The following is a 24,633-nucleotide window of genomic DNA, read 5'->3' as shown; positions in this document are numbered from 1 at the left end:
GCTTCGGCGCATTCCGTTGCTCCTGGCTGAGGTGGGGGCGCGTGCGGGGTGTCCGTACGCCGGGGCGCGACTCGTACGCTGGGGCGCCAGTCGCACGCGCCGATGGTGACCGTGCGGCAGGAGCGGCGCAACTCCTTTTCGGGGGGGGCGGGAGGCGGAGCCGACGCTGCCGGGCGGCCCGCCCTGCCCTGAGCAGCACAGGTCAGTGCTGATGCTGATGCAGCCCCCGCCCCGCCAGCGTCAGGAACGTCTCGCCGACCGCTTCCGAGAGGGTGGGGTGGGCGTGGATGTGCTGGGCGACGTCGGAAGGTTCGGCGTCCCAGGCCACCAGCAGTTGGCTCTCGGCGATCATCTCCGAGACGTGCGGGCCGACCAGATGGACACCGAGCACGGCCCCGGCACTCGCGCCGCCCGCGCCCTCCGCCGCCACGACCTTCACTATGCCGCCCTGCCCGTGCACCATGCCCTTCGCGACCGCCGTCAGCGGCAGGGTGTTGACCCGGACGGCCAGTCCACGCGCCCGCGCCTCGGCCTCGGTCAGGCCGACGGAGGCGGTCTGGGGCGAGGAGTACGTCACGCGCGGCACGGTCGCGTGGTCCACCGGCCGGGACACGGCGCCGGCCAGCGTCTCCGCGACCAGCAGACCTTCGGCGAAGGAGGCGTGCGCCAGCCCGGGGGACGGGGGTGGCAGCAGGTCGCCCACGACGTGGATGCCGGGCACGGCCGTCTCCAGCCGGGACCAGTCGGCGGGCGGCACGAAGCCGCGCCCGTCGGCGGTCAGTCCGGCCGCCGCCAGGTCCAGGCCGTCGGTCACCGGCACCCGGCCGACCGCGACCAGCAGCCGCTCGGCCTCGACGGTCTCCTCGCCCTGGGGCGTACGGACGGTGGCCCGCACCCCGTCGTCCGTCACCTCGGCCCCGGTCAGCATCGAGTCCGTACGGACCGTGATGCCGCGTTTCTTCAGCCCGCGCGCCAGATGGCGGCTCACCTCCTCGTCCTCCAGCGGCAGCAGCCGGCCGGCGGCCTCCACCAGCGTCACCCGGGCGCCCATCGACCGGTGGAAGGACGCGTACTCGACGCCGATCGCGCCGCCGCCCAGCACCAGGACCGAGTCCGGCAGGCCCGGTGCGAACAGGGCGTCGTCGCTGGTGACGACCGTACGGCCGTCGGGTACGAGGCCGGGCAGCAGGCGCGGGCGGGAGCCGGTGGCCAGGACGACACCGCGCCGGGCGCGGAACTCCCCGCCGTCCGGGGCCTCGACGAAGACGGAGCGCGTGCCGGTCAGGCGCGCGCTGCCGCGCACCACACGCACCCCGGCGCGCTCCAAGTGCCCTTCGACGCCCTGGTGGTTACGTGTCACGATGCCATCGCGGGTGGCGACCAGCGCGTCCCAGTCCACGGCGTCGAGCGTCGCCTTCACGCCCCAGCGCTCGCGCGCCTCCGCGATGCCGTCCACCAGTTCCGCCGCGTGCAGCATCGCCTTGCTGGGGATGCAGCCGCGGTGCAGACAGGTGCCGCCGACGAGGTCCCGCTCGGCGAGGACCACGTGTAGCCCGAGGGCGGCGGCGCGTAGAGCCGTGCTGTAGCCGCCGGTACCGCCACCGATGACGATCACGTCGGTCTCGCCGCTTCCCCCGCCGCTGCCGCTGTTGCGCTGCGTGTCTCTCATGCGGTCAGCCTCCGCCCACCTCCCGTCATGAGTCCAAGGCAATGTTTCCATGGAGGCCATGAAGAACGTTCATGGTGGGGCGCGGAGGGGGCGGCCATGAGTCTGCGACAGATGCAATACCTGGTCACGGTCGTCGAACAAGGGTCCTTCACCCGGGCGGCCGAGCTGCTGCACGTCACCCAGTCCGCGCTGTCCCACCAGATCAAGGCCCTGGAACGGGAGTCCGGCGGCCCGCTGCTGGAACGGTTGCCGCGCGGCGTCCGGCTGACGCCCATGGGCCGCGCCTACTTCCCGCACGCCGAACTCGCCGTACGCAGCGCCGCACAGGCCCGCCGGGCCGCACTGGCGACGGCCGGGGCCGAGAGCGGCGAACTGCACATCGCGACGGTGCACGCGCACGCCGTCGGCGTACTCCCGGAGGTCTGCGCGCGCTGGGGGCGCGAGCACGGCGGTGTGCGCCTCGTTCTGCACGAATACGCCACCACGGAAGACCTGTTCGCGCACATGGAACGTGGCGTCGCCGACCTGGCGGTCGGGCCGCGGCCCGAGAAGTGGCCGGGCCCGGTCACGGTCGTGGGCACCGAGGAAATGGTCATGGTCCTGCCGCCCGGCGACCCGCTCGCCGGCCGCGCCGCCGTCCGGATCGACGAAGTGGCCGACCGGCCCTGGGTGCGCTGCGCGCTGGAACCGGTCCTGGCGGGCCGGCGGTGGCTGGACGTGGAGTGCGAACGGGCCGGCTTCACGCCCCGTACGGCCGTCCGTACGCAGCACACGTCCACGGCGGTACGGATGGCCGCGGCAGGCGTGGGCGTCCTGATCACCGCCGCCCACGAGCTGACCGGCCTGGACTGCACCGCCGTCCCCACCGACCCGCCGTGGCGCCGCGAGATCACCGCCTTCTCCCGCGTGCCGCCCACGGGCGCGGCCGCGCGGTTCGTGACGCTGCTCCGCGAGACCGGGGTGCCGGGCGGTGGGCGGTGAGGGCTCCGGGGCGTGCTGATCGGCAGTACGGCCAGGCGGAAGGACAGCGGTAGGGCAGCGGTACGGATCCGGGGCAGGGAGCGGAGCCAACGGTCCAGCGGCACGGATCAGCAGTACGGCGCCTGATCGGTCAGCGAGGCCGCGACCTGCATCCACACGCCGAAGAGCCGGTACAGGTCGGTGAGCGGCCCGCGAGCCTGGACGGTCCGGCTGTCCACCGATGTCACCCCCGGTATGCCGAGCAACGTGACCCCCACCGAGGCGGACTGCCAGCGGACGGTGAGCGTGCTGGAGTCCGGTGGTGGGACGGGTGCCGGGAGTGGCGCCGAGAGGGACCCGGTCACCGCTTCCTCGATGGCCCGGCGGGCTTCCGCGTCCGGCAGCAGTGCGGCGGCGAAACGATCGTGCGCGTGTTTCACGGCGACGGTGGCGACCCGGTCGTCCCACTCCCGCATCTCCGCACAGGCCCCGTCGTCACCGGTGAGCGCCACGACGGGCACACCGAGCGCGGCGGCGGTGGCCTGTGCCAGACCGATCTCGCCCACGGGGCGGCCGTCCAGCCAGATGTCCTCGATCTCGTGGCCCATGAAGCTGTGGCTCAGCACGCCGGGCGCGCCCGCCCGCGCGTGGTAGCCGACCAGGATCATGGCGTCGTGCCCGGGGGTGAGCCCTTCGAGCATCCCCATCTGTTTCGGCCGGCCCCGGATCAGGCGGGCCGCCGGATGCAGGGCCTCGGGGAGCAGGTTGCGCATCGGTCCGTGCGCGTCGTTGACGACCACGTCCGTCGCCCCGGCTGCGACGGCGCCCCGGACGGCGGCGTTGACGTCCTCCGCCATCATCAGTCGCCCGCGCTCGTAGTCCCGCCCGCCGGGCTGGACGTCGTCCGCGTCGACCAGTCCGGTGACGCCTTCCATGTCAGCGCTGAGGTGGACACGCATGAGCTGGACTCCTCCGACTCGGCCGGTCGTTCGGCAGACAACGCCGGTCGTTCGGCAGACAACTGCCGGCACAGACGCCTGCCGTCGTATCCGTGGTTCCGTTCCGCAGCAGGCGCCGCACGGGGCTTGTCCGTTCGGGCAGCCTTCCTCAGGTCTCCTCAGTTCTCTGCTACCAGCAGTGCCACCGGGTACTGCCCCAGCAGTTCACGCAGGCACACCACCGGCCTCCGCACCTCTCGGCCGGTGAGGAGTTCGCGCCAGCCCGTAGCCGTAGCCGTGCCGGTGCCCGTTCCCGTGGGCCTGCTCGGAAGCGTCAGTTCCGTGTCGCGCCAGCCGCCGTCCTCGGCCAGGCGGAGGGAGAGGCGGGTGGCCACCGTCACCGCCCGGCCGGCCCGGGCGAAGGCCAGGCAGTGGCCGGCTGCGGCGCCGTCGGCGTGCAGGGGGGTGTAGGCGCCCTGGGCGCCGAACCACTCGGGGTGGGACCGCCGCAGGCGCAGGGCCGTGGCGGTCAGCAGGAGTTTTTCGGCGGACAGGTCCTGTGGGTCCGTGCCGTCGTCGAGTTCGGTGAGCAGGTCGGCGCGGAGCCGGGGCGGGCGGCGGTTGTCGGGGTCGACCAGGGCGGTGTACTCGGTCTCGGTGCCCTGGTACAGGTCGGGTACTCCGGGCATGGTCAGGTGCAGCAGGGCCGCGCTGAGGACGTTGGCACGGACGTACGGTGCGAGCTCGGCGGCCAGTTCGGTCAGGGAGGACGCCGCCGGTCCGCACGGGCCGGCGCGCAGGAAGTCGCCGACCGCCTCCTCGTACCCGGCGTCCTGGTCCGTCCAGGAGGTGCGCAGCCCCGCTTCGCGTACGGCCTTCAGCACCGACGGGATCAGCCGTTCGGCGGACGGCTTGCCGAGGCCGAAGGCGGTCTGCCAGGCCACCCACGCCAGGTGCTGGTCCGGCGGCTGCGGCCCCTCGCCTCCCGCCGGTCCGGCGGACACCCGGCGCAGCAGTTCCCGCCACCGGTCCGGGCATTCGGTCAGGACGGCGATCCGCGCCCGTACGTCGGCGCTGCGCTTGGTGTCGTGGGTGGAGAGCACCGTCGAGGTCAGCGGCCAGTCCTGCTGGAGGCGGGCGCAGTACGCGTGGAAGGTGTCCACGCCCACCGTGGGCGCCCCCGGGTCGGCGCCGACCTCGCAGGCCGACAGCAGGGGGACGTAACGGTAGAAGGCGGTGTCCTCCACGGACTTGGCGCGCAGCGCGGAGGAGGTCTGGGCGAAACGCGCGGCGAAATCCGCGCAGTCCGGGCCGTTGCCGAGCAGGCCCAGCGCCAGGTCGCGCACCAGGTCCACCGCCAGCGCCTCCTCCGGCGCGCGGAAGACCGTACGCGCCCGTGCGGCGGCCTCGGCCAGCATCGCCGCGTCCAGCTCGTCGCGCTGCGCGGTGCGCGCCCCGGCGGCGTCGGTGGCGTACGGGCGGTAGACGGGCAGCCGTACCAGCAATTCGCGGATGGCGGTGCGCAGCGCCCAGGGAGCGTGGTCGCCCTGGTGGGACGCCCGGTCGCTGATCCGGCTCGCGGTGCGCACCAGGCGGTCGACCTCGGCCGCGAGGTCGTGGGTGACCACCTCGTAGGCGGCGCGGCGTACGGTTTCCTCCCAGTCGCCGCCCGCATCCGCGAGCGGGGCGACGAAGTCCCGGTAGACACTGAACAGGCGTCCGGAGCCGAGCGGGCAGACGAACAGGCCGTCGAGGTGGCGCAGCGCGTCGTAGCCGGTGGTGCCCGCGCACCGCCAGCCGCGCGGCAGCTGCTCCCGGCCGGTCAGGATCTTCTCGACCACCGTCCAGCGGCCCCCGGTGACGGCGTGCAGCCGGGTGAGGTAGTCGCCGGGGGCGGCCAGGCCGTCCGGGTGGTCGATGCGCAGCCCGTCGACGACGCCCTCGCGCAGCAGCCGCAGGACGGTGGTGTGGGTCGCGTCGAAGACCTCCGGGTCCTCGACCCGTACGCCGATCAGCTCCGAGATGGTGAAGAACCGCCGGTAGTTGATCTCGCTGCGGGCCAGTCGCCACCAGGCGAGGCGGTACCACTGGGCGTCCAGCAGACGGGGCAGCGGAAGCTGCTCGGTCCCGGGCCTGATGGGGAAAGCGTGGTCGTGGTAGCGCAGTACGTCGCCGTCGACCTGGATGTTTCCCAGTTCGTCTCCCAGCCGCCCGCCCAGTACCGGCAGCAGCACGCGTCCACCGTGCCCGCCGTCCCAGTCGATGTCGAACCAGCGGGCGTACGGGGACGAGGGGCCGTCCCGCAGTACCGCCCACAGCGGTGTGTTGAGCGACTCCGGCGCCGGGACGGCCATGTGGTTGGGAACGGTGTCCACCACCAGCCGCAGTCCGTGCGCCGCGGCCGTCGCGGCCAGCGCGCGCAGGCCCTCCTCACCGCCCAGCTCGGCCCGTACTGCCGAATGGTCCACCACGTCGTAGCCGTGTGTGGACCCGGGCGCCGCCTCCAGCACGGGGGAGAGGTGGAGGTGCGAGACGCCCAGCGCGGAGAGGTACGGCACGGCCTTCTCGGCTGCGGCGAAAGGCAGGTCCGGCTGGAGCTGGAGCCGGTACGTGGCGGTGGGGGGCGCGGTTGCGGTGGGTGGCGCAGTGGTGGTGGGTGGCGCACTGGAGTCGGCCGTCATGGGAACACCCGTACCCGCCGGACGGCTTGTTGTTTCACCGGCCCGGCCTCGAAGGCACAGCGGGCGGGAAGTCGACAGCTCCTGGGCGGGAAGTCGTCCGCTCCTGGGAGGAAAGCTGCCCGCTCCTGGGCGGGAAATCGTCAGCTCTTGGGTGGGAAGCTGTCCGTACCCGACCCGGTTTTCCCGGGACGGGTGCCGCCGTACGGGCGTATGGCCGGGACCTGACCGCCGCCGAGCAAGGGCATCCGTACTACGCCGTACGGCCCGGAACCCGGACGTACGGAACCGGCAGGATCCACCACAATGGCGGAGCCGGGCGTACGGCTGGTGGCGTATCCGGACCGGGCGGCGCGGGTGCCGTGCGCCGTACTCGCGCGACTGCTCCGGGGGCCGGGAGGCCGGGAGGCCGGAGGGCCGGGGGAGGCCGGGGCCGCCGCCATGAGCAAACGGTTCCCCGGCCCTGCACGACCACCGGCCCCGGCCCTGCACGACCACCGGCCCCGGCCCTGCACGACCACCGGCCCCGGCCCTGCACGACCACCGGCCCCGGCCCTGCACGACCACCGGCCCCGGCCCTGTAAGTCCTCCGGCCCCGGAACGCCTAGGCGGGCCGCTGGAGCACCATCATGCTGCGGCCGGGCAGCGTGAGGTGGTCGCCGGCCTGGGCCTTGAGGCCCCCGCCGTCGGCCACGACCTCCGGATGGGCGGTGTCCACGACCGCCTGCCACTGTCGGCCGTGGTCGACGGGTACGGTGAACTCCCGCTCGTGGGCGTGCGCGTTGAACATCAGCAGGAAGGAATCGTCGGTGATCCGTTCGCCGCGCGGGCCGGGCTCGGTGATCGCGCTGCCGTTGAGGAAGACCGTCAGCGACTTGGCGTGCGCCGCCTGCCAGTCGCGCTGCCGCATTTCTTCGCCCTCGGCGGTGAACCAGGCGATGTCGGACAGGTCGTCGTGGGTGCCCTCCATGGGGCGGCCGTGGAAGAAACGCCGCCGGCGGAAGACCGGGTGGTCGCGCCGCAGCCACACCATCTGCCGGACGAAGGCCAGCATCTCCCGGTCCTCCTCGCGGACGGCCGCCTGCTCCTGGTCGTCCGTGTCCGGTACGTCCGCATTCCAGCCGCCGGCGTCCGACTCCGCTGTCGCGCCCGGTCCGTCCGCGTCCGGTGTTTCCTCGGAGGTGACCGACGGCTCGTTCACGTCTGCCTCAGCTGTCGCCCCCGCCCCAGCCGCCCCCGGCCACCGCACCCACGCCAGCTCATTGTCCTGGCAGTACGCGTTGTTGTTGCCGTGCTGGGTGCGCCCGAACTCGTCGCCGTGGCTGAGCATCGGCACGCCCTGCGACAGCAGCAGCGTGGCGATGAAGTTGCGCATCTGGCGGGCCCGCAGCTCCTGGACCTCAAGGTCGTCGGTCGGGCCCTCGGCGCCGCAGTTCCAGGACCGGTTGAAGCTCTCGCCGTCCTGGTTGTCCTCGCCGTTGTCCTCGTTGTGCTTGTTGTCGTAGCTGACCAGGTCGCGCAGGGTGAAGCCGTCGTGGCAGGTGACGAAGTTGACGGAGGCCAGCGGGCGCCGCCCGTCGCCCTGGTAGAGGTCGGAGGAGCCGGTCAGCCGGGAGCCGAACTCGGCGAGGGTGCGCGGTTCACCGCGCCACAGGTCCCGTACGGTGTCGCGGAACTTGCCGTTCCACTCGGTCCACAGCGGCGGGAAGTTCCCCACCTGGTAGCCGCCCTCGCCCACGTCCCACGGTTCGGCGATCAGCTTGACCTGGCTGACCACCGGGTCCTGCTGCACCAGGTCGAAGAACGAGGACAGCCGGTCCACCTCGTGGAACTGCCGGGCCAGGGTCGCCGCCAGGTCGAAGCGGAACCCGTCCACCCGCATCTCCGTCACCCAGTAGCGCAGCGAGTCCATGATGAGCTGGAGGACGTGCGGGCTGCGCATCAGCAGGGAGTTGCCGGTGCCGGTGGTGTCCATGTAGTAGCGGGGGTCGTCGGCCAGCCGGTAGTACGAGGCGTTGTCCAGGCCGCGGAAGGACAGCGTCGGGCCCAGGTGGTTGCCCTCCGCCGTGTGGTTGTAGACGACATCGAGGATGACCTCGATACCGGCCTCGTGCAGCGCCCGTACCGCCGACTTGAATTCCAGCACCTGCTGCCCGCGGTCGCCCCAGGACGCGTACGCGTTGTGCGGGGCGAAGAAGCCGATGGTGTTGTAGCCCCAGTAGTTCGCGAGTCCGGCGTCCACCAGCCGATGGTCGTGCACGAACTGGTGGACCGGCATCAGCTCCAGGGCGGTGACCCCCAATTCGGTCAGGTGCTCGATGATCGCGGGATGCGCCAGCGCCGCGTAGCTGCCGCGCAGATCGTCCGGCAGGTCGGGGTGGAGCATGGTCAGGCCCTTGACGTGCGCCTCGTAGAGCACCGTCTCGTGGTAGTCGGTGCGGGGCGGGCGGTCGTCGCCCCAGTCGAAGTACGGGTTGACCACGACCGACGTCATGGTGTGCGGCGCCGAGTCGAGGTCGTTGCGGCTGTCCGGCTTGCCGAAGTGGTAGCCGTACACCGCCTCGTCCCAGTCGATGCTGCCGCTGACCGCCTTGGCGTACGGGTCCAGCAGCAGCTTGGCGGAGTTGTGCCGGTCACCGCGCTCCGGCTTGTACGGGCCGTGCACCCGGAAGCCGTACCGCTGTCCCGGCATGATCCCGGGGAGGTAGGCGTGCCGTACGAACGCGTCGGTCTCCCGCAGTTCGACGGCGGTCTCCGAGCCGTCGTCGTGCAGCAGTGACAGCTCGATGCGTTCCGCCGTCTCGGAGTACACCGCGAAGTTGGTGCCCGCACCGTCGTACGTGGCACCCAGGGGATACATCTGTCCCGGCCAGACCTGCATACGTCGACTCTTCCACTTCCTCGATGGGTGCCGCGAAGCCTTGAGGCATCACGGCGGTCATGCGTCGCCGTGTTCGTGTGCTGCGTACGGTGCTGCGATCGTCTCGTGTTCCAACCTGCCCAATACGGCTGGTTTTTCGCGCGATCTGCGCCGAAAGGTGGGCAACCCGCGGCGAAGTCGGATCGTCGTACAGGACGACCGATATGTGCTGAGCACCATGAGGCAGCTGGGGGGAACAGTGCGCAAGATGATGCACCGCCACCTGGGCAAGCTGGTGGCGGGAGCGGCCGTGGCGCTGGCGGGTACTGCCGCCCTGGCCGCGGTGACCCTGCCAGGGGACGCGGGGGCGACCGGCGGGGGGAGCCGGGCCGCCGCGGCCGAAGGACCGGAGGCGGGAACCGGACAGGCGTCGCAGGTACGGCCGGGAGCGGTGGAGCGCGCGCCCGCGGAGGGCAGCACGGGCGTCGGCCGGGACCCGCTGACGGACGACGAGGTCGCGCGGGCCCAGGCCCTCGCCACGCCCCGTACGTTCCGCAGCGCGACCGAGGACGTCAAGGGCAGAACGGGGCCGGAACGGCTGACCACCGGTCTGGCCGAGCTGGGCCCGGACGAGACCGGCCTCGCCGCCCCGCCGCGCCGGGCGAACGTGTCGTTCTACGACTACCGGTCCGACGCGTACGTGACCAAGACCGTCAACCTCACGACCGGGAAGGTGGAGAAGAGCGACAGCCGGCACGGTGTGCAGCCGCCGCCCAACCGGGCCGAGAGCGAGGCCGCGGCCGGGCTGCTGATCGCCGCACCCGAGGGGGCCGGGCTGCGGGAGGACTACGAACACGCCACCGGCAAGGAGCTGACCGGCCCCGGCCAGCTGGCCGTGCGGGGCTTCGTCTACCGGGGGGAGGCGGAGGGACCGGCTCCGGCAAGGCTGCGCGCCTGCGGGGAGCACCGCTGCGTCCGGCTCTTCACCAAGGTGCGCGACGGCCAGTGGATCGACACCAGGCGCTATGTGGTCGACCTGAGCGCCCGCACGGTCGGCCGGCTGGACTGAGCCGCCCGCGCGTGCCCCGGCACGGCGTCCCGGCCCGCCACGGGCCGGCCGCCGCCCGGCAGGAACCGTGCAGCACCACGCACCCGCGTACTCCGAAGCTCGCGTCCCACTGACGTACAGGAGCGTTTCCATGCACGAAAGACCCTTCCGCCGCGCCCGCGTCGGCCACGGCCGCGCCCGTGTCCCTGCCCGTACCCACGTCCGTACCCACCGTGCACGGGTCCGGCGCGCCGCACTGCTCGCCGCGCCGCTGCTGCTCGGTACGGCCGCCCTGATGACCGGACCGTCCGCCGCCCAGGCCGCGCCTCCACCCGCGTCCACCGCCGCAGGGTGCAGTACCCCGTACAGCATCACGCAGACCCTCGAAGCCGGCACCACTTGGCGCATGTGCTGGCACTACGACGAGTACGCCGGACTGGTTCTGGACAACGTCTCGTACCAGCCCAAGAGCGAGCCCCGCCCGATCCAGGTGCTGACCAGCGCGAAACTGGCGCAGATCCACGTCCCTTACGACGACGGCGGCAACGAGTACGACGACCTCACCGGGCAGGCCTTCGCCCAGGGACTCCAGACGCTGGATCCGGGCGAGTGTCCCGGCGGCACCATCAAATCGGTCAAGGTGCCGGGCGCCTGGGACCCGGAGCACGAGAACGTCAACGGACTGTGCGTCACCACCCGGGCCCGCGGCCACGCCTACCGGCTGGGCCGCTACCCCGGCGAGACCACCAAGATCCAGCAGCTCCAGGGCAAGGACCTGCTCGTCTACACGGTCAACAAGACCGGGTGGTACGAATACATCGTCGAGTGGCGCTTCTCCGCGGACGGCACGATGAACATGCAGGTCGGAGCGACCGGCACGCTCTCGCCCGCGGACTACGACGCGGGCGACGGACGCGGCTGGCCGATCGGCAAGGGCGCCAAGGACTACGCCACCAGCCACAGCCACAACGTCTTCTGGCGGCTGAACTTCGGGCTGGACGGCTCGTCGGCCAACCGGGTCGAGCAGTTCGACTCGACGACCACCGCGCAGAGCGGCGGGCTGACCCCCAAGACCACGACGGTCCGCACCCCGGTGACCAAGGAACTGGCGGGGGACGCCGGGCCGACCCGCTGGTGGCGGGTGGTCAGCAACATCGGAAAGAACAAGGACGGTCATCCGCGGTCGTACGAGATCGTCCCCGGTCGGTCCAGCAAGTACACCGGACGCGCCTTCACCCGGCACGACGTGTTCTTCACCGAATACGACAAGTGTGAGCAGTTCGCCAGCAACAACCTGGCGAACTGTGGAGCCGGCGCGGGCACCAGCGTGGACCGGTGGGTCAACGGACAGCCGCTCCGCCACCCCATCGCGTGGGTCAACATCGGATACCACCACATCGCCCGGGACGAGGACCAGGAGCCCATGCCGGTGCACTGGCAGGGCTTCCAGCTCGCCCCCCGGGACGTCACCGCTATGAATCCGCTCACTCCGCCCGAGCTTTCCGGACACAACGGTCACGTCCAATAAGGGCAGTTGGCCGGAGACTCGATCCATCCTGCTGCACCGCCTCCCGGACCCGCAGTAGTCTGCCTTGATCGTTGGCACGGGGGTTCGGAAGGCGGTGCGCAGGTGAGCTCGGGCGGGCTGGAGTTGCCCCCTGGTGACGACGGCCATGACGGCCAGGACAGTCATGAGGGACACGAGGGCGGCTCCGTCGACGCCCCGCCCGGGGCGGTGTCCCTGGCCCGGCCGATGGAGATCGGCGCGGAGCTGGACTGGGGCGCCGAGGCCTGGAGCGAGGTGCGCACCCGCGCCCGGCGGGCCGGGCGCGCCTACATCTGGCTGAACCTCGTCGAACAGCGGCTGCGGGCCGTCGTGGCGGCCGTGCTGCTGCCCGTCTACGAACCGGTGCACGGCGACGAATGGGTCATCGCCGCGGCCGGCCCCACCGGCCAGGAATGGGTCCAGCGGGCGGTCGCGGTCCGCGAGGTCAGCCGCCGCAAGGGCTACCTGCTCGACCCCGCCGACGACAACATCCTCAGCTTCCTGACCCTGCCGCAGCTGCGCGAGCTGATGGTGCAGCACTGGCCGTGCTTCGAGCCGTACTTCGACGACCGGCGGGAGGTGGAGCTGGCCCTCGACGAGCTGGAGGTGGCCCGCAACATCGTCTCCCGCAACCGCGCCCTGACCGGCACCGTCCTGGCCCAGGCGGAGAGGGCCTCCGCCCGGCTGCTGGAGATACTCGGCTCCGGTATCGGCACCCGCACCGCCGGACGGCTGCCCATCGACGCGGTGGAGGACCTGGTCGGCGACCGGTACGCGGACGTCGTCGGCGTCCACACCGACCGGGTGCGCCTCCAGCGGCAGCTGCCCGCCGAGGACCTCTTCGGGGGCGCCCGGCGCTTGGACGCCATCGGCATCGGCCTCAACCTCCTCGTACAGAACTACTCCGGACGCCGCATGGTCCGCCTCGCGGAGTCCGGCTGCCGGGTCCGGCTCCTCTTCCTCAACCCCGCCAGCAGCGCGGTCCGCCGCCGCGAACGGGAACTGGGCCTCAAGAAGGGCGAGATGAGCCGCTCCATCGAGATGAACATCCTGCACATGCGGCGGGTACGGGCCCGGCTGCACGACCCCGGCGCCTTCGAGATCCAGGTCTTCGACGAGACGCCCCGCTTCACCGCCTACCTGGTGGACGGGGACGGCCCGGACGGCGTGGCCGTCGTCCAGCCGTACCTGCGGCGGAGCCGGGGCATGGAGTCGCCGGTCCTCGTCCTGCGCGGCGGCGGCCGCGAGGTGCTGCGCCAGGATCCGGACCGGGACGACGACCACGGCCTCTTCGAGACGTACCGGGAGGAGTTCGAGAACGTGTGGGCGGATTCGCGGCCGGTGTCGTGAGGGCGGCCCGCCGGGGCGTCCGGCCGCCGGGAAGCGGGCGAGGGCCGGGAAGCGGGCGGAAGCCGGGGCGTTGTCAGTGTCGCGTGGGAGAGTAGGGGAACACGGGGGAAGCACCACCGAAGGAGGCCGTCATGGGCTGGCATCAAGGGCTGCTCGTCAGTTTCGACTTGGAGACCACCGGTACGGACGTCGAGCGGGACCGTATCGTCACCGCCGCGCTGATAAGGCTGGGCGCGGACGGCCGGGAGGCCCTGCGGAGCACCTGGCTGCTCGACCCCGGCGTGCCGGTGCCCGAGGAAGCGGCGGCCATACACGGGATGACGACCGCTCATGTGCGGGCGCACGGCCGGGCGGCGGCCGAGGGGGTCGAGCAGATCGCCACCGCGCTCGCCGCGGCGCTGGAGGCGGGCCTTCCGCTCGTGGTGATGAACGCGCGCTACGACCTCTCGCTGCTGGACCGCGAATGCCGACGGTACGGCCTGCCGACCCTGGCCGAGCGGCTCGGCCGGCAGCCTGCCCCGGTCATCGACCCGCTGGTGCTGGACAAGTACGTGGACCGCTACCGCAAGGGCAAGCGGACCCTCCAGGCCCTCTGCCGGCACTACGGCGTCCCGTTGGAGGCGGCGCACGAAGCGGGCGCGGACGCGGTGGCCGCGGCCGGTGTGGCGCGCCGGATCGGCGAGCGGTATCCGGCGGTGGCCGGGACGGCGCTCGCCGCGCTGCACGCCCTTCAGGAGGAGGCGGCTGCCGAGCAGGCCGCGTCGTTCCAGAAGTATCTGCGCCGCTCCGGTGACCCGGAGGCGATAGTCGAGGCGGCCTGGCCGCTCATTCCGTACCAGCGGGCGCGGGAGCGCTCCGAGGAGCTGGAGCTGGATCTGGGGCTGCCCGGGCAGGGGCAGGCATCGGCCGCGCGCGGTAGCGCGTAAGGGGGCATAAGGGGAGGGAAAGGACGGGGGGAGGAGGGGAGCGCGGCAGGAGAGGACGCGTCAGAAGGGGTACCAGCGGACGGTGGTGTCGCCCTCGCGCAGGGAGGCGATGCGGCGGCGGAACTCCTTGAGGGCGGCGGGGTTGCCGGGAGCGTGCTGTGAGACCCAGGCGCAGCTGGCCGTCTCCCGCGAGCCGCGCAGTACCGCGCAGCCCTCCCAGTCCCGGACGTCCCAGCCGTAGATCCGCACGAAGGTGTCGTACGCCGCGGCGGGCAGGCCGTAGCGGTCGCGGCTGAGCGCCATCACGACGAGGTCGTGTTCCCGCAGATCGGAGGAGAAGGTTTCGAGGTCGACGAGCACCGGGCCGTCGGGTCCCACATGGACATTACGGGTCAGCGCGTCACCGTGGACCGGGCCGCGCGGCAGATGCGGTTCCAGCGCGGTGGCGGCAGCGGCGAACGCGTCGCGGCGGCCCCGCAGGTACTCGGCGTCCCGCGCCGAGACCGCGTCGCCGGCCAGGCGCAGCCAGCGTTCCACCCCTCCCAGCAGTTCACGCCGGGGGAGGGTGAACGGCGGTTCCGGCAGCGCGTGCACCAGCCGCAGCAGGGCGGCCAGGTCGGCCGGTTCGGCGGGGCGTACGGGGTCGGGCAGCCGCTCCCAGAAGGTGACCGGGTGCCCGTTCACCAGACGGGCCGCCGGCTCGGCCGCGCGCACGGCCGGCACGCCCTGATCCGCCAGCCACACGGCGACGCGCAGCTCCCGCTCGGCGCGCTCCAGCAGTTCGGCGCTGCGTCCGACCCGTACGACCGGGCCGTCGCCGTCGGTGGCGAAGACCGCGTTCTCGCCGAGCGAGAGCAGCCGGGCGTCGGCGGCGACGTCGGGCCGGCCGGCCGCGGCCAGGACGTCCCGGGCGTGCGCCTCCGTGAACGGAGTGGTGCTCGGTGCGGTCATCGGGGCGCCTCCTGCGGTGCGTGATCGGTATCAGTCTCGCAGGTCCCGGTGGGGAGGGACCGGGAGGACCGGTTCGGGGAAGAGGTAGGGGTGGGGCAGGAGGGTCGGGGAGGGGGCGGGGGAGGGATAGGAGAGGCGGGAGGGGAAGGGAGAGGAGAAGTGGGGGGGAGGGGAAGGGGGGAGAAGGGATAGGGACGAAGGGGGCTGGGGAGGCGGAGTTCTGGTGGGGTGCTTGACTGCGCCGGGTGGTGTCACGACGATGACGGCGGCCGTCCGGCCCGTTCCGGCCGGGGACGCGCGGCCTGTTCGTGGTGGTCACAGCCGTTCCGGGTGTGCGGATGCGGGGAGTCGCGTTGGGTCGAGACGGTCCCGTACGGGGGCAGGGGCGTACGAGAGGGACGGGTGCGGGGCCGGTGTCGCGGGCCGGGGGCGGGCACGGGACGTGGTTCCTGATCCTGCCCGCGCTGATCCCGATCCTGGTGCTGAGCGTGGGCCCGCTGCTGTACGGCATCGGGCTGGCGTTCACCGACGCGCAGTCGGGGCGTACCCAGGCCACCCGGTGGGTCGGCCTGCTCAATTTCTCCGACCTGCTCCAGGACACCCTGTTCTGGGACTCGTTCCGGGTCGGGCTGGTGTGGGCGCTGGGCGTCACGGTCCCGCAGTTCTTCCTCGCCCTCGGACTGGCGCTGCTGCTCGGCCAGGAGCTGCGGCTGCGCTGGCTGGCCCGCGCGCTGGCGATCATTCCGTGGGCGATGCCCGAGGTCGTGGTGGGCATCATGTGGCGGCTGGTCTACCACCCGGACGCGGGTGTACTGAACGAGACGCTGCGCAGCTTCGGGCTGGGCCCGGACGAGGGCCGGGACTGGCTGAGCGGTACGGCCACCGCCCTGCTCGCCGTGATCGTCGTGGGCGTCTGGGCGGGGATGCCGCAGACCACTGTCACCCTCCTCGCCGGACTCCAGAACGTCCCCCGTGAGCTGCACGAGGCCGCCGCGATGGACGGCGCCGGAGCCTGGCGGCGGTTCCGTACGGTCACCTGGCCCGCGATCAAGCCGGTCGCGCTGGCCGTCTCGGCGCTCAACTTCATCTGGAACTTCAACTCCTTCGCGCTGGTCTTCGTGCTGACCGACGGCGGCCCGGGCGGCCGCACCCGGCTGCCGATGCTGTTCGCGTACGAGGAGGCGTTCCGGTACGGGCAGTTCGGTTACGCCGCCGCGATGGGGCTGGCGATGGTCGCGCTCATCGCGGTCCTGCTGGCCGTCTACCTGTCACGGCGGCTGAGGGGGGAGGACGAACAGTGATGCGGAAGTTCTCGTCGGCCGAGCGCCCCCTGGCCACCCGGCGCGGCGTCGGCCGGGCCGGGCAGTACCTCGCCCTCCTCTGCTACCTCGCCTTCCTCGCGTTCCCCTTCCTCTGGCTGGTCTCCACCGCCTTCAAACCGCCCCGCGAACTGGGCAGCATCCACCCCACCTGGATCCCCCGGGCGCCGACGCTCGACAACTTCCGTACCGCCTTCGACGAGCAGCCGCTGCTCCAGGCCGCCGGCAACAGCCTGCTCGCCGCCGCGGTCTCGGCGCTGGTCGCGATCGCCCTGGCGACGCCCATGGCGTACGTCCTCGCGCGCCGCCGCACCCGCTTCGCGCGGGCGGCGACCGGCTGGGTCGTGGTCAGCCAGGCGTTCCCGCTGGTCCTGGTGATCATCCCGCTCTTCCTCGTGCTGAAGAACCTCCACCTGGTCGACTCCCGGACCGGGCTCGTCCTGGTGTACGTGGTGTGGTCGCTGCCGTTCGCGCTGTGGATGCTGACCGGCTACGTCCGGGCCGTGCCGCCGGAGCTGGAGGAGGCCGCGGCGGTGGACGGCGCGGGCCGGCTGCGCATCCTGGTCTCGGTCACCGGGCCGCTGCTGATGCCCGGCATCGTCGCCACCGGCCTGTTCGCCTTCATCACCGCGTGGAACGAGTTCTTCTTCGCACTCGTCCTGCTCAAATCGCCGGAGAAGCAGACGATGCCGGTCGTCCTGACCCACTTCCTCGGGGCCGAGGGCGTCGCCGACCTCGGCCCGCTCGCCGCGGCGGCCCTGCTCGCCACGCTGCCCGGCCTGGTGCTCTTCGCCGTGATCCAGCGCCGGATCACCGGCGGCATGCTGGCCGGGGCGGTGAAGCACTGATGGCCGCCGCTCCCGGCAGCCCGTGCCGCCGTACCGTGCTGGCCGCCGCCGCGGCCGTGCCCGCCGCTGCCCTGCTGCCGGGCTGTTCGGGCGGCGGCGGAGGCCGCGGCGGCGACCGTGGCGTACTCCGTTTCCAGTCGCTGGCCTGGCAGAAGGAGTCCGTCGACGCCAACAAGCAACTGGTCGCGGAGTGGAACCGCCGGCATCCGGACATCCCCGTCCAGTACGTCCAGGGGGCCTGGCCCACCGTCCACGACCAGCTGCTCACCTCCTTCGAGGGCGGCGAGGCGCCGGACATCATCCACGACGCGTCCGACGACCTCGCCGACTTCGCCTACGGCGGCCATCTCGCCGACCTGACCGGCCTGCTGCCCCCGCGCCTGCGGGACGACATCCCGCGGCGGAGCTGGGAGTCGGGCACCTTCGGCGGCCGGGTGTACGGCATCCCCTTCCTCCAGGAGCCCCGCGTCCTGATCGCCGACCAGGTGCGGCTGCGGCGTTCCGGGGTGCGGGTGCCGACCGTGCGCGAGCCGTGGACGTGGGAGGAGTTCGGGGAGGTGGCGAAGGAGCTGACGGGCGGCGGCGGGTACGGCGTCGCCTGGCCGCTGAAGGAGCCGGTGTCCGTCACGCTCAACCTGGCCCTGTCCACCGGCGGCCGGATCTTCCGGCGCCGTCCGGACGGCCGGGCCGAGGTACGGTTCGACGCCGCCGACCAGGTGGTGCCGCGCGCCATCCACGACCAGGTCAACGTCGCGCGCAGCGCCGCCCGTACGACGCTGGGCATGGGCGGCGCCGACACGCTCCCCGGCTTCTTCGCCGGCCGGTACGCGGTCCTGCCGCTCGGCTTCTCCTACCGGCAGCAGATCGTGCAGCAGGCCCCGAAGGAGTTCGAGTGGACGGTGCTGCCCGCGCCCGGCGGCACCGGCGGCGGGGACCAGGGCGTCAGCCCGCAGACCCTGTCGATCGCGGCGGACTGTCCCCGTAAGGAGGAGGCGATGGCCTTTGTCGACTTCCTGCTGAGACCGCCCAACATGGTGCGGCTCGCGCTCGGCGACTGGATGCTGCCGACGGGCCGGGAGGCGCTGAAGGCCCCTGAACTCCACACGGACCGCTACGGCTGGTCGACGGGCACCGCCCTGGCCGGCACGCTGCGCGCCGCCCCCGCGCAGTCCGTGCGGGGTTACCCGGAGTGGAAGGACAAGATCGCTACGCCGGCCTTCCAGGAGTACTACAGCGGCGCCGTCGACCTGGACGAGCTGCGCGAACGTCTGGTCCACGACGGGAATCTGGTGCTGGCGCGGTATCAGCGCTGAAGCGGCCTGCGGGTGTTTCGTGCCGGAATATCGGCGCATTCCCAATAAGGGGGCGGAGAGCGGACGTAGCGCGAGGTTGTGCTGTCGCCCGCTGTGCCGGGGGAAATGCGTTGCGTATAAAACGCGTTCGGCCGAAGAGGCGCCGAGAGTGAGCGATGCCACGCCTCGGAAGTGTTATGTCGAGGATTGAGGCCGCGTCGACCGGGGATTGTTGATCTGTGAAGAAGCGGGAGGGCGGCGGGGTGATTGCCCGGCTGTTCCCTGTAGCGGCTGGTTTTCCCGCATGGTGGGCGCCACGCCCGTACCGTGGGTAACTTCGGCATCCGTACCGTGGCCGGCCTGCGGCATATTGCGGCCACGTAAACGGAGTTGACGTACCGTCGAGCAGTCGTGATGCGTATTTGCCCCCTTCTGCGGGCGTTTGCAATTACGCAGGCTTGTTGCCTATCTCACAACGCCCGGGCGGCCTTGAATTGACCCCGTCAATCCGACAGGGTTTCGAGCCAGCCCGGCGGAGATCTTCTTGTCCGTCCGGGCTGTTGCGCAACGCTTTCCCCCCACACGTTCCGAACGAGGAGAACCCTCGAATGGCTCACGCTCACAAGCGTTCCAGCAAGAAGCGGCTCGTCACCGCGATAACCGCCGTGGTCGCCGCGACCGGTATCGCCACGGTCACCGCGGTCACCGCGGGCGCTTCGCCCGCCGAGGGCAAGATCTACGGCGCCGAGGCCAAGGGCGCCGTCAGCGGCAGCTACATCGTCATGCTGAAGAACTCTGAGAAGACGGTCCGTAGCGCCGGAGTGCAGGCCGAACGGACCGCCGAGCAGAGTAAGGATCTGGCCAGCAAGTACGGCGGTGAGGTCAAGCGGACCTACTCGGCCGCGCTGAACGGTTTCTCCGCCACCGGCCTCAGCACCGAGGAGGCCCGTCGTCTGGCCGCCGACCCGGCTGTCGACAAGGTCGTGCAGAACAAGAAGTTCCACATCGACGGCGCGCAGGACAACCCGCCGTCGTGGGGCCTGGACCGTATCGACCAGGCCGACACCCAGGGCGACAAGAAGTACACCTACCCCGACAGCGCGGGTGAGGGCGTCACCGCGTACGTCATCGACACCGGTGTGCGCACCACGCACCAGGACTTCGAGGGCCGCGCCTCCTCCGGCTTCGACGCGATCGACGGCGACAACGACGCCACCGACGGCAACGGCCACGGCACCCACGTCGCGGGCACCATCGCCGGCAAGGCGCACGGTGTCGCCAAGAAGGCGAAGATCGTGGCCGTCCGGGTGCTGGACGACCAGGGCTCCGGTTCCACCGAGCAGGTCGTCGCGGGCATCGACTGGGTGACCAAGAACCACAAGGGCCCCTCGGTGGCGAACATGTCGCTGGGCGGCGGCGCCGACGAGGCGCTGGACACGGCGGTCCAGAAGGCGGTCGCCTCCGGTGTCACCTTCGCCGTGGCGGCGGGCAACGAGTCCACCGACGCGGGCCAGGGCTCCCCGGCGCGGGTCAAGGAGGCCATCACGGTCGCCTCCAGCACCAACACCGACGAGCAGTCCGACTTCTCCAACTTCGGCAGCGCGGTGGACCTCTACGCGCCCGGTTCGGACATCACCTCGGCCTGGAACGACAGCGACCAGGGCACGAAGACCATCTCCGGTACGTCCATGGCCACCCCGCACGTCGCGGGCGCCGCCGCGGTCTACCTGAGCGGTCACCAGGACGCCAAGCCGGACGCGGTCGCCACCGCGCTGACCGACGGCGCCACCCCCGACAAGATCAAGAACCCGAGCGAGGGCACGCCCAACAAGCTGCTGAAGGTCGGCGAGAAGTAACCTCACCGTCCGTTCGGCTCCGGACGCCGGCCGTCGCGCTCGCCCCCACGGGGCACGACGGCCGGCGTCGTGCCGTCCCCGGCCGGAAACGTTTCAGCCGCAGTACCGGTGCAGGCGCGCGCACCGTCTCACCCGCAGTACCGCCGCGCCGTCGACTCCCGCTGCGGCGCCTCCAGCAGGCGCAGCCGGCTCTCCACCTCCCGCGGCAGCGGGCGCCGTTCCCGCAGCACCCACGGCAGACCGCCGGCGGCCTCGGCGAACGCCCGTACGGACACCGCGTCCCGCGGCACCGTCGATGCCAGTACGCGCGTCCGGCGCACGGCGGCGGGCAGCGGCCTGCGCAGCCAGGTGAACCACAGGGTGTTGCGGATGCCCTGGCGTCGGCGCAGGGTCGCGTCGCGGTGCGGCGACGCCCGGTGGTGGACGGTGAGCCGGTCGGCGTACGCCAGCCACCAGCCGTCGGCCGCGAGGTCGGCGGCGAGCAGCTCCTCCTCGCCGCCCAGCACCAGCCGGGGCGAGAAGCCGCCCGCCGCCCGGAAGGCGTCGGCGCGCAGCACCGTGGCCGCCGCGAGGAACGAGCCGAGCGCCGGGCCCGGCAGCCAGGAAGGGGCGGGCAGCGGGGAGTGCCGCAGCTCCTGGACGATCGGGTCCTCGACGGGCTCGCCGGGGCCGGCCCCGGGCGAGACGCCCGCCTCCGGGGCGTCCGGATGCGGGTGGACCATGATGCGCGCGGTCACCGCGCCGAGCCGCCCGTACGTGTCCAGCAGATCGGCGGCCCCGGCCAGGGCGCCGGGCTCCCACCACGAGTCGTCGTCGCAGAACGCGAGGTACGGCGTGGTCGCCACCCGCGCGGCCAGATTGCGGCCCACCGCCCCGGCGTTGTGCTCCAGCGGGATGAGCCGCGGTGCGAGGGGGTGGCGGCGGACGGCGGAGGCGCTGCCGTCCGTGGAACCGTTGTCCACCACGACGACGGGCGGCTTCTCCGGCAGTTCGGCGAGCCGGTCGAGGGTGTGCAGCAGGTCGTCGCTGCGGTTGCGGGTGATGACGATGACGGTGGTGCGCGGATCGGTCACGGGAGGTTTCCTCGGGTCGGTGCGGTCAGGCCCGGCACCGGCGTTGCGGTGCGGGGGCGCGGAGCGTTCGTCCGGCGGAGCGGCGTGTGACGGGTACGGCTGGGCGGCCCCGAACGCGGCTCGCGCCCCCGAACGCGGCCCCGCTCACGACGTCATCTCCAGCGTCCGCACCCGGCGTTCCACCAGCCCCGGCAGCAGCCGCCGCCGTGCCAGCGCGGCCGGCAGGCGGCGTACCGCTTCGTTCAGGGCCAGGCGCGCCTCCGGATCCGTACGGCCGTCCAGCGCCAGCCGCAGCGTGTGCGCGAGGGCGTGCCGGAGCGGGCGGCGCAGCCAGGCGGTGAGCAGGGCGTTGCGGCGGACGCGGGCGGTGCGGCCGGGGCGGGGAGCGCCGCCCGCGCCGTCGGGTTCGTGCCGGGCGACGAGGGCGGGGCAGTAGGCGACGCCCCAGCCGCGCGCTTCGAGGTCCATGGCCAGCAGGGTTTCCTCGGCGCCGAAGTGGAGTACGGGGTGGTAGCCGCCGGCTTCCAGGAAGGCGTCCCGGCGGGCGACGGCGGCGCAGCCCAGGAAGCCGAGGACGGACGGTCCGGGCAGGTCGGGTTCGCGGCCGAGCGGGGAGGCGGCGAGGACCGCGTTGAGCGGGTCGGCGGCGGCGTCCGTACCGACGAGGGTGCTGGCGGCGGCCAGTCCCAGCCGGGGGTGCGCCGCGAACACCTCTGCGGCGCGGGCGAGCGCGCCGGGTTCCCACCAGGAGTCGTCGTCGCTGAACGCGACGAGCGGGGTGTCGAGGGCGGCGGCGCCGTACGTACGGCCGACCGCGCCGAGGTTGCGGCCGGGGGTGAGGACCCGTACGGCCGGGAAGCGCGCGCGGACGGCGTCCGCGGTGCCGTCCGACGAGCCGTTGTCCACGACCACGACGGGCGGTTCCTCGGGCAGCCGCGTCACCCGCTCCAGCGTGCCGAGCAGGCGCTCGCGGCGGTTCCGGGTGATCACGACGATGCCCACGCGCGGGACCTCGGGGGCGCGTCGGCCGTCCGGCACGGCGCGGGTGTCCGGCAGTCCTGCCGCGGGGGCGGTCACGACCGGTACCCCGGACCCGGCGCGGCGGCGCGGGCCGCCCGCCGGGCCAGCGCGGTCGTCGACCTGCCGTCCAGGTAGGGCAGGACGAGCGCCTGGCCGCCCCACTCGCGCAGGGTGGCCGCCTCCGGCAGCGCGTCCACGGAGTAGTCGCCGCCCTTGACCCACACGTCGGGCCGCAGCCGCCGCAGCAGTTCGACGGGGGAGTCCTCCCCGAAGACGGCGACGGCGTCGACGCTGCCCAGGCCGGCCAGCACGCGGGTGCGGTCCGCCGCCCGGGTCAGCGGCCGCCCCGGGCCCTTGAGGCGGGTCACGGACGCGTCGGAGTTGACGCAGACGATGAGGCAGTCACCGATCCGCCGGGCGCTCTCCAGCAGGCCGACGTGACCGGCGTGCAGCAGGTCGAAACAGCCGCCGGTGGCGACCACCGTGCCGCCCCTGGCCTGCACGGACCGGGCCAGCTCGAACGGGTCGGCGGGCCGCTCCGGCGCCCGCCGGTCCGGCGGGGGAGCCGTACGCCACAGGGCGCGGTTGCCCGCGCCGCCCGCCGCCACGAAGGCGGCGGCCTCGGCGACGGCCCGCTGGACGGCCTCCTCGGGCAGCGCGCCGTCGGCCAGCGCGGCGGCCGCCGTGGCGGCGAAGCAGTCGCCCGCCCCGCAGGGGTCGCCGTCGGCCCGGTACGGCGCAGGCACCAGCATCGGCGAGTCGCTGCCCGCCCTGGCCAGCAGCGCGCCGCGCACGCCGAGCGTCACCGCCACGGCCGCCGCCTGCCACTCGGCGGCCAGTTGGGCACCCCGTACGGCGCAGGCGCGCAGCGACCGGTCCTCGCCGGAGGTCAGGGCCCGGGCCTCGGACGCGTTGGGCGTGACCAGCCGCGCACCCGGTACGGGCGTACCGCCCTTGGGGTGCGGGTCCCACAGCAGCGGGACCCGGCGCGCCACCTCGGCGAGCAGGCCGTGGACCGCCGCCGCGGTGCCGCGCCCGTAGTCGGCGACGAGGACGGCGCGGGCCCCGGCGAGCGTCTCGCGCACCGCGGGGCCGGGCTCGCCCGGGTGGCCGCCCCCGCGGTCGAACCGCACCAGGGGGCGGCCGGAGGCCATCACCCGTGTCTTCTCGGGGAGCCGTCCTTCGAGGGGGATCTCCACCAGGCGTACGGTCCCGCGCAGCGCGCGCCGTACCGCCTCGCTCGCCGGATCCGGTCCCAACGTGGTCACCAGGACCACTTCGCGCCCGGACCGCGCGGCGAGCGCGGCGGCGAGGCCGGCGCCGCCCGGCCGGCTGCGGTCGTCGGTGACGTCCACGACGGGGGCGGGCGCGTCCGGCGCCAGGCGCGAGGCGTCACCGTCGATGTCCCGGTCCAGGAGGACGTCGCCCACGACCACCAAGGGCTGACGGCCTGTCATGACCGCCTCCCGGGGGCGTCGCCACGGCGGGCGTTCACAGCGCGCCGTCCCGGTCCGCCACCGCGACTTCCAGCGGAACGCCCGCCGTGGCCTGCGCGGTCCGGGGCGCTCCACCGACGGCGTCGAAGTGTTCGCACAGGATGTGCACCGCGATCAGGTGCGCCTCCTGGACCGTCGCGCTGCTGGGGGAGTCCACACACACCGCTTCGTCGGCGGCGTCGGCCAGCGGGTTGGGCCTGGGGCCGGTCAGCGCCCAGACCCGCAGTTCGGCGTCCCGCGCGGTCTCGGCGGCGGCCAGCAGGTTGTCGCTGCGGCCAGAGGTGGACAGCAGCAGGAGTACGTCGCCGGGGCGGCCGTGTGCGGCGACCTGCCGGGCGAAGACCTGGTCGAAGCCGTAGTCGTTGCCGATGGCGGTGACACTGGAGGTCTCGGCGTGCAGTGAGATGGCGGAGTAGGCGGGGCGGTCCTGCTGGTAGCGGCCGACGAGTTCGGCCGTCAGGTGCTGGGCCTGGGCGGCGCTGCCGCCGTTGCCGGCGGCGAGCAGCCGGCCGCCGACGGGCAGTACGGTGCCGAGGTGGGTGCCCCACTCGGCCAGCCGGCGCAGGCTGTTCCGGCGCAGGGTGTGCACCGCGTCCTGGAGCGACTGGCAGTGGCGGTGTGCGGCGTCAAGGGGTTGGCTCATGGTCGTCGGGCTCCCGGGGCGCCGGTGGCGCTGGGGCCCGCACCTCCTTCGTACGTCTGCGGCGGGGGCAGGGCGTTGGACGGTGACGAGGGACAGTTCGGGGGCGGGTACGGGGACGGGGCGGCCGCGGTGTCGGGCCGGCCGGCGGCGGCCGGGGGCG

The 24,633-nt window shown here is 73.0% G+C and carries 18 protein-coding genes; 9 read left to right on the top strand and 9 right to left on the bottom strand.

Features of this window, described 5'->3' with window-relative positions; all coding sequences use genetic code 11:
• Positions 1–202: 202 nt before the first annotated feature.
• A complete protein-coding gene (gene lpdA / locus JXZ78_RS07070; RefSeq protein WP_050503018.1) occupies positions 203–1,669 on the bottom strand; it encodes a dihydrolipoyl dehydrogenase in 1,467 nt (488 codons plus the stop codon).
• Positions 1,670–1,765: 96 nt separating this feature from the next.
• Between lpdA and JXZ78_RS07065 the strand changes: the two genes are divergently transcribed.
• Positions 1,766–2,650, top strand: a complete 885-nt coding sequence (locus tag JXZ78_RS07065) for a LysR family transcriptional regulator (protein ID WP_030024433.1) — start codon at positions 1,766–1,768, stop codon at positions 2,648–2,650.
• A 107-nt stretch (positions 2,651–2,757) separates the two neighbouring features.
• Here the strand turns inward: JXZ78_RS07065 and JXZ78_RS07060 are convergent, their stop codons facing one another.
• From JXZ78_RS07060 to glgX, 3 genes are all read right to left on the bottom strand, one after another.
• On the bottom strand, positions 2,758–3,588 hold the full coding sequence (locus tag JXZ78_RS07060) for a M55 family metallopeptidase (protein WP_030024435.1): 831 nt from the start codon (positions 3,586–3,588) through the stop codon (positions 2,758–2,760).
• 158 nt (positions 3,589–3,746) lie between these two features.
• Positions 3,747–6,248: a malto-oligosyltrehalose synthase gene (treY, locus tag JXZ78_RS07055; RefSeq protein ID WP_030024437.1), complete on the bottom strand. Its 2,502-nt coding sequence runs from the start codon at positions 6,246–6,248 to the stop codon at positions 3,747–3,749.
• A 601-nt stretch (positions 6,249–6,849) separates the two neighbouring features.
• The gene (gene glgX, locus JXZ78_RS07050) at positions 6,850–9,126 is read right to left on the bottom strand and encodes a glycogen debranching protein GlgX (RefSeq protein WP_238782721.1); all 2,277 of its coding nucleotides are present in this window, start codon (positions 9,124–9,126) and stop codon (positions 6,850–6,852) included.
• A gap of 217 nt (positions 9,127–9,343) precedes the next feature.
• Here glgX and JXZ78_RS07045 point away from each other — a divergent pair, with 217 nt between their 5' ends.
• The 4 genes from JXZ78_RS07045 to JXZ78_RS07030 all read left to right on the top strand — a co-directional run bounded on the left by JXZ78_RS07045 (position 9,344) and on the right by JXZ78_RS07030 (position 13,975).
• Entirely contained in the window at positions 9,344–10,174 is an 831-nt protein-coding gene (locus tag JXZ78_RS07045) for a hypothetical protein (protein ID WP_030018031.1), read from the top strand.
• Positions 10,175–10,304: 130 nt separating this feature from the next.
• The gene (locus tag JXZ78_RS07040; protein ID WP_078623979.1) at positions 10,305–11,681 is read left to right on the top strand and encodes a copper amine oxidase; all 1,377 of its coding nucleotides are present in this window, start codon (positions 10,305–10,307) and stop codon (positions 11,679–11,681) included.
• Positions 11,682–11,783: 102 nt separating this feature from the next.
• Entirely contained in the window at positions 11,784–13,049 is a 1,266-nt protein-coding gene (locus tag JXZ78_RS07035; RefSeq protein WP_030018033.1) for a DUF5919 domain-containing protein, read from the top strand.
• Between the two features lie 131 nt (positions 13,050–13,180).
• A complete protein-coding gene (locus JXZ78_RS07030) occupies positions 13,181–13,975 on the top strand; it encodes an exonuclease domain-containing protein (RefSeq protein WP_033037109.1) in 795 nt (264 codons plus the stop codon).
• A 60-nt stretch (positions 13,976–14,035) separates the two neighbouring features.
• Here the strand turns inward: JXZ78_RS07030 and JXZ78_RS07025 are convergent, their stop codons facing one another.
• Entirely contained in the window at positions 14,036–14,926 is an 891-nt protein-coding gene (locus tag JXZ78_RS07025; protein WP_238782720.1) for an aminoglycoside phosphotransferase family protein, read from the bottom strand.
• A 338-nt stretch (positions 14,927–15,264) separates the two neighbouring features.
• Here JXZ78_RS07025 and JXZ78_RS07020 point away from each other — a divergent pair, with 338 nt between their 5' ends.
• The 4 genes from JXZ78_RS07020 to JXZ78_RS07005 all read left to right on the top strand — a co-directional run bounded on the left by JXZ78_RS07020 (position 15,265) and on the right by JXZ78_RS07005 (position 20,241).
• Positions 15,265–16,227: a carbohydrate ABC transporter permease gene (locus JXZ78_RS07020; RefSeq protein WP_275127545.1), complete on the top strand. Its 963-nt coding sequence runs from the start codon at positions 15,265–15,267 to the stop codon at positions 16,225–16,227.
• Positions 16,227–17,093, top strand: coding sequence for a carbohydrate ABC transporter permease (locus JXZ78_RS07015; RefSeq protein ID WP_106968717.1), 867 nt, complete (start codon positions 16,227–16,229; stop codon positions 17,091–17,093). The genes JXZ78_RS07020 and JXZ78_RS07015 overlap by 1 nt, the downstream gene beginning before the upstream one ends.
• Positions 17,093–18,406 (top strand): ABC transporter substrate-binding protein, encoded by a 1,314-nt coding sequence (locus JXZ78_RS07010; protein ID WP_078624074.1) that lies wholly within the window; start codon positions 17,093–17,095, stop codon positions 18,404–18,406. The genes JXZ78_RS07015 and JXZ78_RS07010 overlap by 1 nt, the downstream gene beginning before the upstream one ends.
• A gap of 587 nt (positions 18,407–18,993) precedes the next feature.
• Positions 18,994–20,241 carry a S8 family peptidase gene (locus JXZ78_RS07005; RefSeq protein WP_030018881.1) on the top strand — a complete coding sequence of 416 codons (1,248 nt, stop codon included), beginning with the start codon at positions 18,994–18,996 and terminating at the stop codon, positions 20,239–20,241.
• Between the two features lie 128 nt (positions 20,242–20,369).
• Here JXZ78_RS07005 and JXZ78_RS07000 read toward each other — a convergent pair whose 3' ends face one another.
• The 4 genes from JXZ78_RS07000 to JXZ78_RS06985 all read right to left on the bottom strand — a co-directional run bounded on the left by JXZ78_RS07000 (position 20,370) and on the right by JXZ78_RS06985 (position 24,473).
• Entirely contained in the window at positions 20,370–21,314 is a 945-nt protein-coding gene (locus JXZ78_RS07000) for a glycosyltransferase family 2 protein (RefSeq protein ID WP_030018880.1), read from the bottom strand.
• Between the two features lie 144 nt (positions 21,315–21,458).
• The gene (locus JXZ78_RS06995; protein ID WP_030018879.1) at positions 21,459–22,352 is read right to left on the bottom strand and encodes a glycosyltransferase family 2 protein; all 894 of its coding nucleotides are present in this window, start codon (positions 22,350–22,352) and stop codon (positions 21,459–21,461) included.
• 35 nt (positions 22,353–22,387) lie between these two features.
• Positions 22,388–23,791, bottom strand: a complete 1,404-nt coding sequence (locus tag JXZ78_RS06990; protein WP_030018878.1) for a PfkB family carbohydrate kinase — start codon at positions 23,789–23,791, stop codon at positions 22,388–22,390.
• Positions 23,792–23,825: 34 nt separating this feature from the next.
• On the bottom strand, positions 23,826–24,473 hold the full coding sequence (locus JXZ78_RS06985; protein WP_033037301.1) for a D-sedoheptulose-7-phosphate isomerase: 648 nt from the start codon (positions 24,471–24,473) through the stop codon (positions 23,826–23,828).
• Positions 24,474–24,633: the final 160 nt, after the last annotated feature.

The organism is Streptomyces monomycini (assembly GCF_022271435.1).
GTDB classification, from domain to species: Bacteria; Actinomycetota; Actinomycetes; order Streptomycetales; family Streptomycetaceae; genus Streptomyces; species Streptomyces monomycini.
This window is presented reverse-complemented; position numbering and strand designations above follow the sequence as displayed.